Here is a 14,497-nt window from a genome sequence, read left to right on the forward strand (position 1 = left end):
TTAATCTTTATTCAGCTGTTTCTTAGCAGCATTTTGCTCTGATTCTTTCTTCGTTCGACCTTGACCAGTTGCTAAAGGCTCACCGTTAAGCAATACTTCTGACTTAAACATTTTGTGATGAGCAGGTCCACTTTCTTCCAATAAATGATACGTTACAGTACCTCTACCATGCTTATGCATATATTCTTGAAGTTCAGTTTTATAATCACGATTAGCTTTATAATTTTCATCAACAACATGAGGATAAACAATACTTTCTAAAAATTGTTCCACAACCTCAAGCCCTTGATCTAAATAAAGTGCACCTATAAAAGATTCAAAAGCATCTGCAACAACAGAAGGACGTTCTCTGCCACCAGTCTTTTCTTCACCTTTTCCAAGTATTAATAATTCGTTCATATTGATACTCATTGCAAATGTTACAAGTGATGGTTCACATACAATTGATGCGCGCAGTTTCGTCAGCTTACCTTCTGGAAGCATTGGGAATTTTTTATATAAAAACTGTGACACCGTCAATTCTAACACCGCATCTCCTAAAAACTCTAATCGTTCATTATGACTCAATTTATCTAATTTCAAATCGTTAATAATACTCGAATGAGAAAATGCTTGTACATATATATCATAATTTTCAAACTCGATTCCAATTTTATTCATGAATGCATCAAATTTCACTTTAAATTGGCTCTTGATTTGTGCTCTTTTCTTATCCATACATGGCCTCCCTAACTTTATGTTTCCCATCTATTTTACGTTATATTTCATAAAAAAAAAAGAATATTATCATATTCCTTCATTAACTATGACATACTATACACTTATTACAACAAAGAACAAATTTTAATCTATATAAAAGACAAAAACTTAATAAATACTATGAACATATCGCTAACGAGATAGTTCTGAGAAAACAATCTCGTTAGAGCGAAAAAAGATAACCTAAATGCCTAATCGAACTATAAAATTCATGAAAATCACACGCTAACGTGATAGTTTGAGAAATAATCCTCTTAGCACATTTAAGAGTATTCATAGTATAAATATCAGTTACCCATAATATAAAACAAACTGAACTTATCAATCTAAGTTCAGTTTGTTCACATTTCAATTAATAAGGTCTGATAAACCACATTTCAGAATCATAATTATGTGTAATTCTTTGAGCAACTTCTGTTTTATCAGAACCTCCGCCATACCAATTTTGATCTAAACTTTGAAACTGCATTAAATTTCCATCAGCATTACCATTTAAGACGATTGCCGTATGTCCAGCTCCAGAACCATATGAGTCATTAAATACAACAACATCTCCCGGTTGAGCAACAAATGATGGTGTGTTTTTATAAACCGTCGCTTCACCACTGAAATCATTCGCAGTGGGAATATCTTTTGCATAATCACCATGTAACCCATGACCATATAAATAGTTCCAATAATAGTTAACTAAATCGAAACACTGCCACCCGTAGTAACCATCAAAATCCCAGCCTTTCCCTTCTAATGAATACACGTAATTCATAGCACTTGCTGATATTTCTTCGACTTCTTCTTTTTGAACTTTACTTTGTGTCTTATCATAATTTCTATGATCCACTTCGACGTTTTGAATTTTAGGTTTTTGCTCTTTTTGATTTTCAGTCTTAGCATCAACGGATAAATTCAAATTTAATACAGTTAAACCTGAGAACGCAATTGCGAGTATGACTTTCTTCTTAATTTTCATACTTCCCCCTAGATTAGTATAAATTTTATATTCATTACTGAATATTTGAACATTTTAACATACAAATGTAATTAAACATATATCCAAAATTAAAATGAATTTTGATAAAGAATGTATATTACACTCTTTTCTACTTAATTCAAAATTTAAATTGCCTTTTTTGTATATTAGGATTAATATCTATTTAAAATACTAAATTAAGGTGAATATAAATGAATACTATGTTTAGGTTGACTTCACTCTATTTAACGTTATTTTTAACTACAACGTTAATTGGATCAGTTTTACTGTACATTCCGATAACTGGAAAGAAATCTATTAGTTTTATCGATGCTTTTTTTATAGCAACAAGTGCATTTACTGTCACCGGACTTTCTACTGTAGACATTCCAAATCAATTTAACGATTTGGGGTACTTAGTGATACTCATACTTATTCAAATCGGTGGATTAGGAATCGTTACATTAACGGTTTTTATACTCATTTTATCAGGTAAGCATATTACTTTTAAAAACAGAGAGTTATTAATGTATACATGGAGTGAAGATAGTGATTCTGGATTACTCAAAATCACAATTAGATTAGTTATTTTTAGTTTTATTGTAGAGTTTATAGGTGCAATGATTTTGTCATTTGTATTCATTCCGGAATTAGGATTTTCGAAAGGTGCTTTTAATAGTTTATTCACATCGGTTTCCTCTTTTAATAATGCTGGAATTGCATTATTTTCAGATAACCTGATGTCGTACAATGATAATTTAATCATAAATATCATCGTACCTTTACTTATTATTATTGGCGGCCTTGGATATGTTGTAATTATAGATATTTGGAAATCAAATCGTCTCGTTAAATTAAAATTACATTCTAAAATTGTATTACTAAGCACCAGTATTTTAATTTTAATCGGTTCATTTTCATTCTGGTTGTTAGAAGTAAACCACACATTAAGAGGAGACGCGTGGTATGTACAAATCTATAAATCTCTTTTTCAATCAGTTTCAACTAGAACTGCAGGTTTTAACACTGTCGATATCGGTAAATTACATGATTCAACATTACTTGTCTTTGATATTTTAATGTTTATTGGTGCAGCTCCCATGAGTACAGGTGGTGGTATCAAAGTTACAACACTTACAATTATTTTAATGTATTTATACTCACAACTGAAAGGTCAAAATCATACACGCATTTTTAAAAGAACACTAGAATCAGAACAAATCAGCAAAGCAATTACAGTAAGTGCACTTTCAGGAATGTTAGTACTATTTTGTACTTTTTTAATTTTAATTATAGATTCAAAATTAAATATGTCACAAGTTCTATTTGAAGTAATATCGGCGTTTGGTACAGTTGGTCTTTCAACAGGCATAACAGCAGATTTATCATCATTATCAAAAATCATTTTAATCTTACTAATGATTATTGGAAAAATCGGTGTACTTATTATATTGTCTATATTTATTCATCCAAAAAAAGATCTATATTTTTATTCTAAAGAAAAAATTCATTTATAATATTATAGTGTTCTTGCTAAACTAAAATATAAACAGCACACATGATTATATATACATGTGTGCTGTTTATATTTTTATCTCTTCAAGTTTAATTATACAATCTTTTAAAGTATCTACATCAATTTGCGAATGTGACTGGCCTCTGAACTTTTCTGAAATAACTTTTAAGTCATTTGCAATTTCTTTATAAAAAAGTTCAGCTGAATGAATTGCGTTTAAATCTTTCAGTTTCAACTACTCCTTACATATTTTGATAATCACATCATTTAGTACTTCAAAGAAATCAATACAATATATTACTTACACTCTCTATCTCATTAATTACCTCTTTCAATTTGTTAATTTCATAAGTTAGATCTTGAACTGAATCTTGAGATTTCTCATTTATTAGTTCTGATATGTATAGTAAATCATCACTAATATCCTCAAACTTATGTTTTAAATAATTATCAGTCTCCATAACTTCCCCCACTGCGGTCAATTTTTCAATATTATACCAATTATTCATTATTATAACAATGTTTAGTTATTTCATTGCGATATTTTTTACGTTTAAAAAACTATTTTAAATTGAATATAATACCATTTTTCTATGAATCGTAATAATTACGTATTTATTTAGAATTTTAAAATTTTGTGTTTGAAATTAAATATATTCCCACTGATAAAACTGTTTATATAAATAAAACCACCCGTAACTAATGGTTACGGGTGGTTTTATTTAGAATTATTTTTCTAATGATTCAATATATTTTACAGCATCACCAACAGTGTTGATTTTTTCTGCTTCCTCATCAGGAATCTCCATATCAAATTCATCTTCTAATTCCATTACTAATTCAGCTATATCTAAAGAATCCGCACCTAAATCATCTTTAAATGAAGCTTCAGGTGTTACTTTTTCAGCGTCTACACCTAAACGATCTACAATAATGTCTTTAACTTTATCGAAACTTGCCATTCCATTCACCTCCTTTAAATGATTAAGATATCTATATAATAAGAAAATGCTTTTCTCTTACTACCTATACTACGATATATATGCCTTATTGCATGTACATACCACCATTAACATGAATCGTTTGCCCAGTGATATAACTTGCTTTTTCACTAGCAAGAAAAGCTACTGTATGCGCAATATCACTATCTTCTCCGAATTTGTTTAATGGTATTTGAGTTTTCATTTGTTCTTTCAATTCATCTGATAATTGATCTGTCATATCTGATACGATAAATCCAGGAGCAACTGCATTACAAGTGATACCACGTGACGCTAATTCTCTAGCGAAAGTTCTCGTCATACCTTCTACACCTGATTTTGTTGCTACGTAATTGACTTGTCCTGGATTACCTAACGCACCTACGACACTAGATAAGTTGATAATACGACCTGATTTTTGTTTTAACATAGGTCTTGTCACTGCTTGAACACAGTTGAATACACCTTTTAAGTTTGTATTAACAACATCATCCCATTCCGTTTCTTTCATTCTCATTAATAAATTATCTCTAGTGATACCAGCATTATTAACAAGAACATCTATTGTACCGAATGTATTTGTTGTTTCTTTAATCATTGCTTTTACTTCATCTACTTCACTTACATTTGCTTGAATTGCAAATGCATCAACACCGAATGCTTTGATTTCAGATACAACTTGTTCTGCTTTTTCTTTATTACCAGCATAATTGACGACAACATTATATCCTTCTTTGCCTAATTCTAAAGCGATTTTTCTGCCTATACCTCTAGAAGCACCAGTAACGATTGCTGTTTTTGTCATTATTCATTCCATCCTTTAATATCATCAATAGTTTGAATTGAAGTTATTTTAACATCTCTGTTAATTTTCTTTACTAATCCAGATAAGACTTTGTTAGGTCCAATCTCAATAAAATGATCTACACCTTGTTCAATCAAATATTCAATTGATTGACTATATTCAACTGGTGAGAATAATTGTTTAACCATGTTTTCTTTAATGATTTTATGATCCGTTTCAGGTTTAGCATAAACATTTTGAACGATTGGATGCTTTGCATCATTCCATTCAAATTGATTAATATAAGCCTCAAAATCATCTGCTATTGTTTTCATCATTGATGAATGGAATGGCCCTGATACTTTCAAAGGCATTACACGTTTAGCACCTAAAGATTTACCTTCTGCTACTAGTTTATCAATAAGTGTTGCATGACCTGATACGACAATTTGCCCTGGACAGTTGATGTTTGCTGGTTCAATCAATTCATCATCAGTTGATAATTGTTCACAAATTGCACGAACTTCATCAATATTCAATCCTAACACAGCTGCCATTGAACCGACACCTTGTGGAAATGCCTCAGACATTAATGTACCACGTTTATGAACAATTTGTACTGCATCTTCAAATTTTAATACGCCTTCAGAAACAAGTGCTGAGTATTCACCTAAGCTATGTCCTAAAGCATAATCATAATTAAACTCATTTAAAGCGTTCATTAACGCTGAACTGTGTGTTAATAATGCTGGTTGCGTATATTCAGTTAAACCTAATAATTCTTCAGGATCATTAAACATAATATCAAGTAAATCAAATGATAATGATTCATTCGCTCTATCTAATACAGATGTAGCATTGATTTCATTTTGGTATAAATCCTGTGCCATACCTACTTTTTGAGAACCTTGACCAGGAAACATAATTGCAACTTTACTCATCTTATTCACCTACTGCTTTCCTCATTTTATCTACAATATTCGTATCTGCAGCTCGTTTTGCTTGTTTAATTGCGTTATAGAATGCTCGTTCATTTGAAGAACCGTGTGCTTTAACTACGACACCATTCAATCCTAAAAGAACAGAACCACCATATTCGGCGTAATCCATTTTATCTTTAATTTTTGACAAATCTTTTTTCAATGTCAATGCAGCTAATTTGTTTTTAGTTGATGCTGTCATTGTTTCTTTTAACATTTTAAAGATACCTGTAGCTGTTCCTTCAATCGTTTTCAGAACCATGTTTCCAGTATATCCATCAGTTACAACAACATCACTCGCATCTAATAATAATGATTTGGCTTCAACGTTACCAATGAAATTATCAAATGTTTCTTCTTTTAATAATTCATGTGTTTTCTTAGTTAATGCATTTCCTTTTGCTTCTTCAGTACCAATATTTAATAAAGCAAGTGATGGACTATCAATTCCACGAATTTGTTTCGCATAAATTTCACCCATCTTAGCATATTGAACTAAATGTTCAGGCTTAGCATCAGCGTTCGCACCGATATCTAAGAATACAAAACCTTTACCAGTCACAGTTGGGAATGTTGCTACTAACGCAGGTCGCTCGATACCTTTAATTCTACCTACGATAAACAATCCACTACTCATTAAAGCGCCTGTATTACCTGCCGAAACACATGCTTCGGCTTTTCCTTCTTTGACTGCATTTGCCATTAATACCATTGATGCATTTTTCTTTTTCTTAATAGACCTTACTGGTTCATCATCCATTAAGATTTCTTCATCTGTATGATAAAAAGTAATTCTCTCGTGCTCGTAATCAAATTGATTTTCATCGCCAAATAATAATATTTTTAAATCAGGAAAATCATTAATTGCTTGTTTAACCGCTTCTATTACGATACCTGGTGCATCATCGCCACCCATTAAATCTATCGCAACTTTAACCATTTGTTTCACCTTCGTTCGAATAATACATTTCAAAATTCCCTTGAAATACTGTTTCACCATGAACAGTACTCGTCACTTCTACTTTTGCTATATGTTTAGATTTATGTATCACTGTTGCTTTAGCAATGACTCTATCTTTTAGATAAACTGATTTTATAAATTGCACATGACTTTTAGTTGTTAATGCTAATTCATCATTAATAAGTGCCACACATAATGAATTTGCTTGAGCAAATAAATAATGTCCTCTTGCTATACCATTTCTTGTAAATACATGTTCATCTTTAATATCTAAAATTGATATTGCTGATTTATCTAATTCAATATCTATAATTTCCCCAATGACATCTTCAATGGGTAATGACTTAATTTCATCATGATGTTGAGTCGCAACATCTTTAATACGACGCCTTAATTCAGGAATACCAAGCTCCATTCTATCAAGTCTAATAGTTTGGATACTTACTTTAAAATATTCACTTAAAGATTCATCAGTAATAAAAGGTTCTTCTTTCAAACGATGCGTAAGTTCCTTCTGGCGATCTGCTTTTGATAATTTCATCTCATCCAAATCCATTCTATTATGTACTTATAGCTAAAATTAGCACCTGCTATCATGACCTACCTTACTTATACTAACATGTGTTTATAACTATTCTCAACAAATTATACAATAAAAAAAGAGTGAAATTTAATTTTTCACTCTTTTATAGTTAATTATGCTGTTTTTTCTTCCACTGCAGTGTAAATCATACGCTCTTCAAACAGTAATGTTTCTGGATTATACGTGTCGCAAGTAATTAATGTTAATTGATTCGGTTTACCTTTATGTTCTTCCAAGACATCGACTTGTGTCGGTTTAACATTTTTTATTTCAGTAATCTTGTATGTTTTTCTTTTATTAAATGTGATCAATTCAACTTTGTCGCCGACTTTTGCACGTGTAAGATTATTAAATCTTATCCCTGTACCTTCAACACGATGACCAGCAATGGCAATATTCTGCTCATTTAATTGCTCGCCTTTATCGACTAACGATAGACCATTACGTAAATTTTTTTCAGTGGCTGGTCCTTTAAAAATTGGTTCAGAAATATCCGCTGAAGGTACTTTTAAATAGCCAACCATATGATCATTTGACTTTAATTGATTTGCATCTGTTTTTGTAATCCAAGACTCTATCGGGTTCACTTTAACACGCTGATTATTATTTTCATATGATTCAATAACCTTATCATTCACCCGTTCTGTAAAATACGTTCTAATGTCATTCCAGAAAAAAATTGAAATAGCTGTCATGATTAATAATATACCAATCAATCGAAATAACCATCTCACATCTCATACCTACTCTCAAATTATGGTAATTTAAATTTATAAAATCAAACCTCAATTGTCAATCAAAATTATGTTCTTCCATTGAAGATTGAACTAACTTTCTTAAATTGTCATAATGTGGTTCAAAAAATTCTCCAGACTGTACCAATTCACTCGCCTCATCACGAGCCACTTCTAACATTCTGTAATCTTCTACAATGTTAGCAACTCTAAAATCAGGCAACCCACTTTGTTTCACACCAAAGAAATCTCCAGGTCCTCGCATTTCTAAATCACGTTCTGATAAATAGAATCCATCTGTTGATTCAGTCATAATATGCATTCTCTCTACGCCACTCTCAGTCTTAGGCGATGCTACCAGCGTACAATAACTTTGGTGATGACTTCGTCCGACTCTTCCTCTTAATTGGTGAAGGGTTGATAAACCGAATCTATCCGCATCATAAATGACCATGAATGTCGCGTTCGGAACGTTCACTCCAACTTCAACAACTGTCGTCGAAACTAATATTGCAATTTCATTTCGGCTAAATCGGTCCATGATGTCATCTTTCTCTTCAACATTCATCTTTCCATGCATGAGCCCTACTTTTTCTGTACCAAATCTTTGTTGTAATTGCTCGTAAATAGCTACAACATTTTGTACATCAAGCGCTTCACTTTCTTCAATCAGAGGACATATCACATACGCTTGTCTTTTCTTTGAAATTTCACTATTGAGCTGATTTAGTACATGATCAATTTCTTCATGTTTAGCCCAAGATGTGATAATTTCTTTACGCCCTTTAGGCATCTGTTTAATAGAACTGACATCCATTTCTCCAAAAGCAGAAATTGATAATGTTCGAGGAATTGGTGTTGCAGTCATAAATAATACGTTAGTATCTGCACCTTTTTCTCGTAATTTTTTACGTTGATTAACACCAAATCTATGTTGTTCGTCGATGATGACTAAACCGATATCTTTAAATTCTACATCATCTTGAATGACAGCATGTGTACCTACCAAGATATCAATTTCACCATTTTCAAGTTGTTCTAACAAATACCTTCTCTTCTTACCTTTCACAGAACTTGTTAATAAAGCTACGTTCAATTTACCATCAAACAATTCATCCAAGCTTACTGCATGCTGTTCAGCAAGTATTGCAGTTGGAACCATTAATGCACTCTGTTTACCAGCATTAAACATAGCGTATATCGCAATTGCTGCTACAACCGTTTTCCCTGAACCTACATCACCTTGTAGTAAACGATGCATTTTTATTGGTGCTTTTAAATCTCTAAAAATTTCATTCACACTATTTTTCTGTGCATCTGTAAGTTCAAAGGGCAGCGTTTCAATAAACGACTTTACCTCATTTACATCGTAATTAAGACCTTCGATTCGATTCGACTCTTTCTCAAGTTTACTTAACCACTTCATTTTTAATTGAAATAAAAATAATTCATTGAATGAAAAAGTGCGACGCGCTTTTTGTAACGCTTCAAATTGAACAGGTCTATGTAATATTGGTACAACTTCTTTTAAAGGCATTAATTTATATTTTTGCATTAACTGTGGAGATAACCATTCATCGATTTGCACAAATTGCATCGCTTGTTCTATATATTTATTAAGTTGTTTTTGTTTAAGTCCTTCTTTAAGTCTATAAATCGGTGTTAACGCATTACCACCTTCAACTTGTTCAGCCATAACTTTTTGTCCATTGATGACTTGTTTCTTTTGCTCCCATTTACCTTTAACGGTAACAGTAGCACCCATTTCCAAACGTTTTTTCAAATACGGCTGATTGAAAAATGTAACTTTCACTGCGATATCATTAATCAACATATGGCATGTCAGTTTAGATTTGTTCCTACCAAAAAAAGCGACTGTTGGGCTACCGTATACTTCTCCAGTCACCGTAACCGTATCACCATCATTCGCTTCATTTAAATTGATAACAGATTCATCTTCATATCGCGTTGGTAAATATAAGACAAGATCCTCAAGCGTAAATATATTTAATTCATTTAATAACTGTAGACTTTTCGGCCCAATTCCTTTAAGATCTTGAAGCTTATAGTCAGTATCTATCAGATGTTGTTTCTTCATTTTAATCACCTATACTTAGTATTACTTTAATTATAGAACAAATATTCTATATTAACCAACAACAATAGCTCAATCACTGAAATCCAATACTATATAATTAAAAAACGCGCATAACTGTGTAATTTATAAATCTACATCTGTTATGCACGCATTTATTTTTTTAGTTTCAATATTAATGTATAGTTAGTTCCCAAAGATTTCTTGTTTTAATCTTTCACCAGTAGGCGTACCTGCTAAACCACCACGACCAGTTTCACGTAAAGCTGAAGGCATTGTTTGTCCTATTTTATACATTGCTTCAATTACTTCGTCAGTAGGTATTCTTGATTTTACACCCGCAAGTGCCATATCTGCAGAAATAATTGCATTTGATGCACCTGCAGCATTTCGTTTCACACAAGGCACTTCAACTAATCCTGCTACTGGATCACATACAAGTCCTAGCATGTTTTTTAAACTGATTGCAAATGCTTCTGCAGATTGTTGAGGTGTTCCTCCTGCCATTTCAACAGTAGCCGCCGCACTCATCGCAGCAGCTGATCCTACCTCAGCTTGGCAACCGCCTGCTGCACCAGAAATTGATGCATTATTAGCAACAACAAATCCGAATGCACCTGTCGTAAATAGAAAATGAATCATATCTTCTCTTGTAGGATTTAATCGTTTCTTTAGAGCAAATAGAACGCCTGGTGCAACACCAGCAGAACCTGCAGTAGGTGTTGCACAAATTTTGCCCATCGCTGCATTCACTTCATTAGTAGCTACAGCTTTGCTTACAGCATCTATCATTAAATCCCCAGATAATGATTGTCCACTTTCTAAATATTTTTGTAATAATACCGCATCCATACCAGTTAATCCTGTTGTAGATGTGACACCATTAAGTCCCCGTTCGACGGCTTTTTCCATCGTATCCAAATTGCGTTCCATATTTTGATAGACTTCTTCTTGGGTGCAATTTGTGACACGCATTTCTTGTTCTATCATGACTTCATATATTTTTTTATTTTCTTTTTCACATATCTCTATTAGTTCCTTAACACTTTGAAACATGTTAACCCTCCTTTTATGATTCCCCCATCAATGATACTGTTTGAACACCATCGATTTCTTTTATTTTGTCTAGCACTTCTTGAGGTATATCATCATCAAGTTCACAAGTCATTAGTGCAAGCTCGCCTTTTTCTTTACGCGCTACTTGCATACTTCCCACATTGATTCGATTGTCACCAAAGACATTTGTAACTTTACCGATTGTTCCAAATGTATCTTTATGAAAGACAAGTAACGCAGGATAGTTGCCACTAATTGCAATTCGGAATCCATTAATCGCAACGATTTCAACCTTCCCACCACCAATAGAAATACCTTCAACTGATATTTCCATTTCTTTGTTTCTCATACTGATAATGGCAGTATTTGGATGCGTACGTTCTTCAAACATCTCAATAAAGTTAACATCTATATCTTGTTCTTCTGCATCTTTTAAACTTGTTTTAATTCTATCGTCATCCGTATCATAGCCTAATATGCCACCTACAAGTGCAACATCTGTACCATGACCTTTATACGTTTCCATAAACGAACCATATAAATAAATGTCAATATGATCCGGTTTCCCATTAAATAACCCTTTTGCTATTAACCCGATTCTAACTGCCCCAGCAGTATGTGATGATGATGGACCAACCATTACAGGTCCTATAATGTCAAAGACACTTCTATACTTCATTCATAATCACTCGTTTCTATATTAATTTCACCATACTATTATAACAACTTTATTACGTTTTGAAAGCGTTTTAAAAAATAAAAAACAACAACGTATTTTAATTAACATTGTTGTTTAATATATCTTAAGATTATTCTACTGAGAAGAAGAATGAATAGATTGGTTGATCACCTTGGTGAACTTCTACTTCTACATCTTCATAGTTTTCTTCAACATATGATACTATTTGAGAAACTTCATCATCAGTTGCGTCTTCACCTTTAATGATTGTTAATATTTCGCTTTCATCATCAATCATATCATCGATTAATTTTTGGCTGACTGCAATATGATCAGCATCACTCACTTTAATATTGCTTTCATTTATTCCCATAAATTCGCCTTTTTTAATCGTGATTCCATCAATATTTGTATCTCTGACCGCATATGTAACGGATCCAGATTTAACAAAGCGCATCGCTTCTTCCATTTGTGCTTTATTCTCTTCAATTGATTGTTCTAAATTAAGATTAAGCATTGCAGAAAGTCCTTGTGATACAGTCTTCGATGCAACAACTGCAACTGGAATATCAACTAAATGTTCAACTTGTTCAGCAGCCATGATTATGTTCTTATTATTTGGAAGAATAATCGCATTTTTACATCCTGACTGTTTAACAACTTTTACAATGTCTTCTGTAGAAGGATTCATCGTTTGTCCGCCACTAATCACATGTGTCGCACCTAATGATTTAAATAGTTCTGTGATTCCTTCACCCATAGAAATTGTAATGATTGCTGTATCTATTTGTTCATTTTTTTCTTGTTGTATTTTTTTGTTTTCACTTTTTCTAAGTACTTCTCTATGTTGTTCACGCATATTCTCAATCTTAATCTTGATTAATTCACCATACTGACTTCCATATGATAAAACTTCACCTGGTGTTTCAGAATGGACGTGAATTTTAACAATTTCATCATCAGATATAACAAGCAATGAATCACCAAATTGACTCATATCTTCTCTGAATTGGTCTTCGTCAAACGCTTTTTTATTTTCACCAAATCTAACCATAATTTCAGTACAATATCCGTATACGATATCTTCTGTGTTCATAACGCCACCAAAATCATGATCATCATTTACAAATTCATTTGTATCTACTTTTTCTTTATTTGGTTCGATTTTTTCGCCTTTTAATGCTGCTAAGAAACCTTCGTAAACAAACATTAAACCTTGTCCACCACTATCAACAACACCGACTTCTTTAAGCACTGGTAATTGATTTGGCGTATTTTCTAAAGCAACTTGGCCATGTTTAATAACAGCTTCCATCACTTCAATAATGTCATCTGTTGTTTCTGACGCAGTTACAGCAGCTTCACCCGCTTCTTTAGCCACTGTCAAAATTGTACCTTCAACTGGCTTCATAACAGCTTTATACGCTGTATTCACACCTGCATGAAATGCTTTAGCGAATTGTTTAGCATCAATTTCATTTTCATTTTCTATAGATTTAGAGAACCCTCTAAATAACTGAGATAAAATAACACCAGAGTTACCTCTTGCTCCCATTAATAATCCTTTTGAAAATACAATCCCAACTTCACCGATATGTGCACTGCTTTGTGATTTTACTTCAGCAGCACCTGAAGACATGGATAAATTCATATTCGTACCTGTATCTCCGTCTGGCACTGGAAATACGTTTAAAGAATCCACAAAATCTGCATTATTTGATAGACTATCAGATCCTTGAACGATCATATCAGCAAACAATTTGCCATCAATCTTTTTCATACTGTAATTGCCTCCCTAAGCTTCCTCATCATCATTAATTACTCGTACACCTTGTATATATATATTTACTGCGTTAACTTTTAAATTTAATGATTGTTCTAAAGTATATTTAACTGCAGATTGGACATTGTTTGCTATTTCTGAAATTTTCGTACCATAACTTACAATAATATACATATCTACATCAAGAACACCTTCATTTTGAGAAACAATAACACCTTTGGCATAATTATCTCTACCTAAAATTTCCGCAATCCCATCTCTTACTTGGTGTTTACTTGCCATTCCAACTATACCGTAGCATTCTACAGCTGCGCCACCAGCAAGTGTAGCAATGACGTCATTTGAAATATCAATACTTCCATATTCGTTAGTAATTTCTAAAGTCATGAATATGTCCCTCCTACACATCCGAATTTGTTATTCAAATTTTTTATTTTATATGTTCTGTTTAATTATACTTAATTTCTTTATCATATCGCAAGAATTCATCATTTTTATGTTTTTATATACAACGTTTTCACAAGATATCATTATAACAAATAAATTCAACTTTAAAACACTTTTGGCGAAATTTGTTATTATTTTTTTGCTTTTTTAGTAATTATACATTGAATTACTAT

Annotated in this window: 13 protein-coding genes and 1 pseudogene; 1 reads left to right on the plus strand and 13 read right to left on the minus strand. The window is 32.4% G+C overall.

The features are described from left to right. Positions 1–717 (minus strand): ribonuclease III, encoded by a 717-nt coding sequence (gene rnc / locus P3U32_RS08005; RefSeq protein WP_323702601.1) that lies wholly within the window; start codon positions 715–717, stop codon positions 1–3. Between the two features lie 394 nt (positions 718–1,111). Next, a pseudogene (locus tag P3U32_RS08010) lies at positions 1,112–1,534 on the minus strand (CHAP domain-containing protein); the annotation flags it as partial. A gap of 404 nt (positions 1,535–1,938) precedes the next feature. On the opposite strand from P3U32_RS08010, the gene P3U32_RS08015 reads away from it, so the two are divergent. Continuing rightward, positions 1,939–3,243 (plus strand): TrkH family potassium uptake protein, encoded by a 1,305-nt coding sequence (locus P3U32_RS08015; RefSeq protein ID WP_323702602.1) that lies wholly within the window; start codon positions 1,939–1,941, stop codon positions 3,241–3,243. Positions 3,244–3,970: 727 nt separating this feature from the next. Here the strand turns inward: P3U32_RS08015 and P3U32_RS08020 are convergent. The 11 genes from P3U32_RS08020 to P3U32_RS08070 form a co-directional block, all read right to left on the minus strand. Continuing rightward, positions 3,971–4,204 carry an acyl carrier protein gene (locus P3U32_RS08020; RefSeq protein ID WP_017000113.1) on the minus strand — a complete coding sequence of 78 codons (234 nt, stop codon included), beginning with the start codon at positions 4,202–4,204 and terminating at the stop codon, positions 3,971–3,973. A gap of 85 nt (positions 4,205–4,289) precedes the next feature. Continuing rightward, on the minus strand, positions 4,290–5,027 hold the full coding sequence (gene fabG, locus P3U32_RS08025) for a 3-oxoacyl-[acyl-carrier-protein] reductase (protein ID WP_323702605.1): 738 nt from the start codon (positions 5,025–5,027) through the stop codon (positions 4,290–4,292). Continuing rightward, entirely contained in the window at positions 5,027–5,947 is a 921-nt protein-coding gene (fabD, locus tag P3U32_RS08030; RefSeq protein WP_323702606.1) for an ACP S-malonyltransferase, read from the minus strand. Before fabD ends, fabG begins: the two co-directional genes overlap by 1 nt. A gap of 1 nt (position 5,948) precedes the next feature. Then, positions 5,949–6,926, minus strand: a complete 978-nt coding sequence (gene plsX, locus P3U32_RS08035) for a phosphate acyltransferase PlsX (RefSeq protein WP_323702607.1) — start codon at positions 6,924–6,926, stop codon at positions 5,949–5,951. Then, the gene (gene fapR / locus P3U32_RS08040; RefSeq protein WP_323702608.1) at positions 6,919–7,488 is read right to left on the minus strand and encodes a transcription factor FapR; all 570 of its coding nucleotides are present in this window, start codon (positions 7,486–7,488) and stop codon (positions 6,919–6,921) included. The genes plsX and fapR overlap by 8 nt, the downstream gene beginning before the upstream one ends. Before the next feature lie 155 nt (positions 7,489–7,643). Further along, positions 7,644–8,264 carry a class A sortase gene (locus P3U32_RS08045; RefSeq protein WP_323702609.1) on the minus strand — a complete coding sequence of 207 codons (621 nt, stop codon included), beginning with the start codon at positions 8,262–8,264 and terminating at the stop codon, positions 7,644–7,646. 58 nt (positions 8,265–8,322) lie between these two features. Continuing rightward, on the minus strand, positions 8,323–10,362 hold the full coding sequence (gene recG / locus P3U32_RS08050) for an ATP-dependent DNA helicase RecG (RefSeq protein WP_323702612.1): 2,040 nt from the start codon (positions 10,360–10,362) through the stop codon (positions 8,323–8,325). 183 nt (positions 10,363–10,545) lie between these two features. Then, positions 10,546–11,415 carry an L-serine ammonia-lyase, iron-sulfur-dependent, subunit alpha gene (gene sdaAA, locus P3U32_RS08055; RefSeq protein WP_323702613.1) on the minus strand — a complete coding sequence of 290 codons (870 nt, stop codon included), beginning with the start codon at positions 11,413–11,415 and terminating at the stop codon, positions 10,546–10,548. 13 nt (positions 11,416–11,428) lie between these two features. Continuing rightward, positions 11,429–12,094: an L-serine ammonia-lyase, iron-sulfur-dependent subunit beta gene (gene sdaAB, locus P3U32_RS08060; RefSeq protein WP_323702614.1), complete on the minus strand. Its 666-nt coding sequence runs from the start codon at positions 12,092–12,094 to the stop codon at positions 11,429–11,431. A gap of 130 nt (positions 12,095–12,224) precedes the next feature. After that, complete coding sequence (gene fakA / locus P3U32_RS08065) at positions 12,225–13,874, minus strand: fatty acid kinase catalytic subunit FakA (RefSeq protein ID WP_323702615.1); 1,650 nt, start codon at positions 13,872–13,874, stop codon at positions 12,225–12,227. Between the two features lie 15 nt (positions 13,875–13,889). After that, on the minus strand, positions 13,890–14,264 hold the full coding sequence (locus P3U32_RS08070; protein WP_016911554.1) for an Asp23/Gls24 family envelope stress response protein: 375 nt from the start codon (positions 14,262–14,264) through the stop codon (positions 13,890–13,892). Positions 14,265–14,497 lie beyond the last annotated feature (233 nt).

Source organism: Mammaliicoccus sp. Dog046, assembly GCF_034039665.1.
Classification (GTDB): Bacteria; Bacillota; Bacilli; order Staphylococcales; family Staphylococcaceae; genus Mammaliicoccus.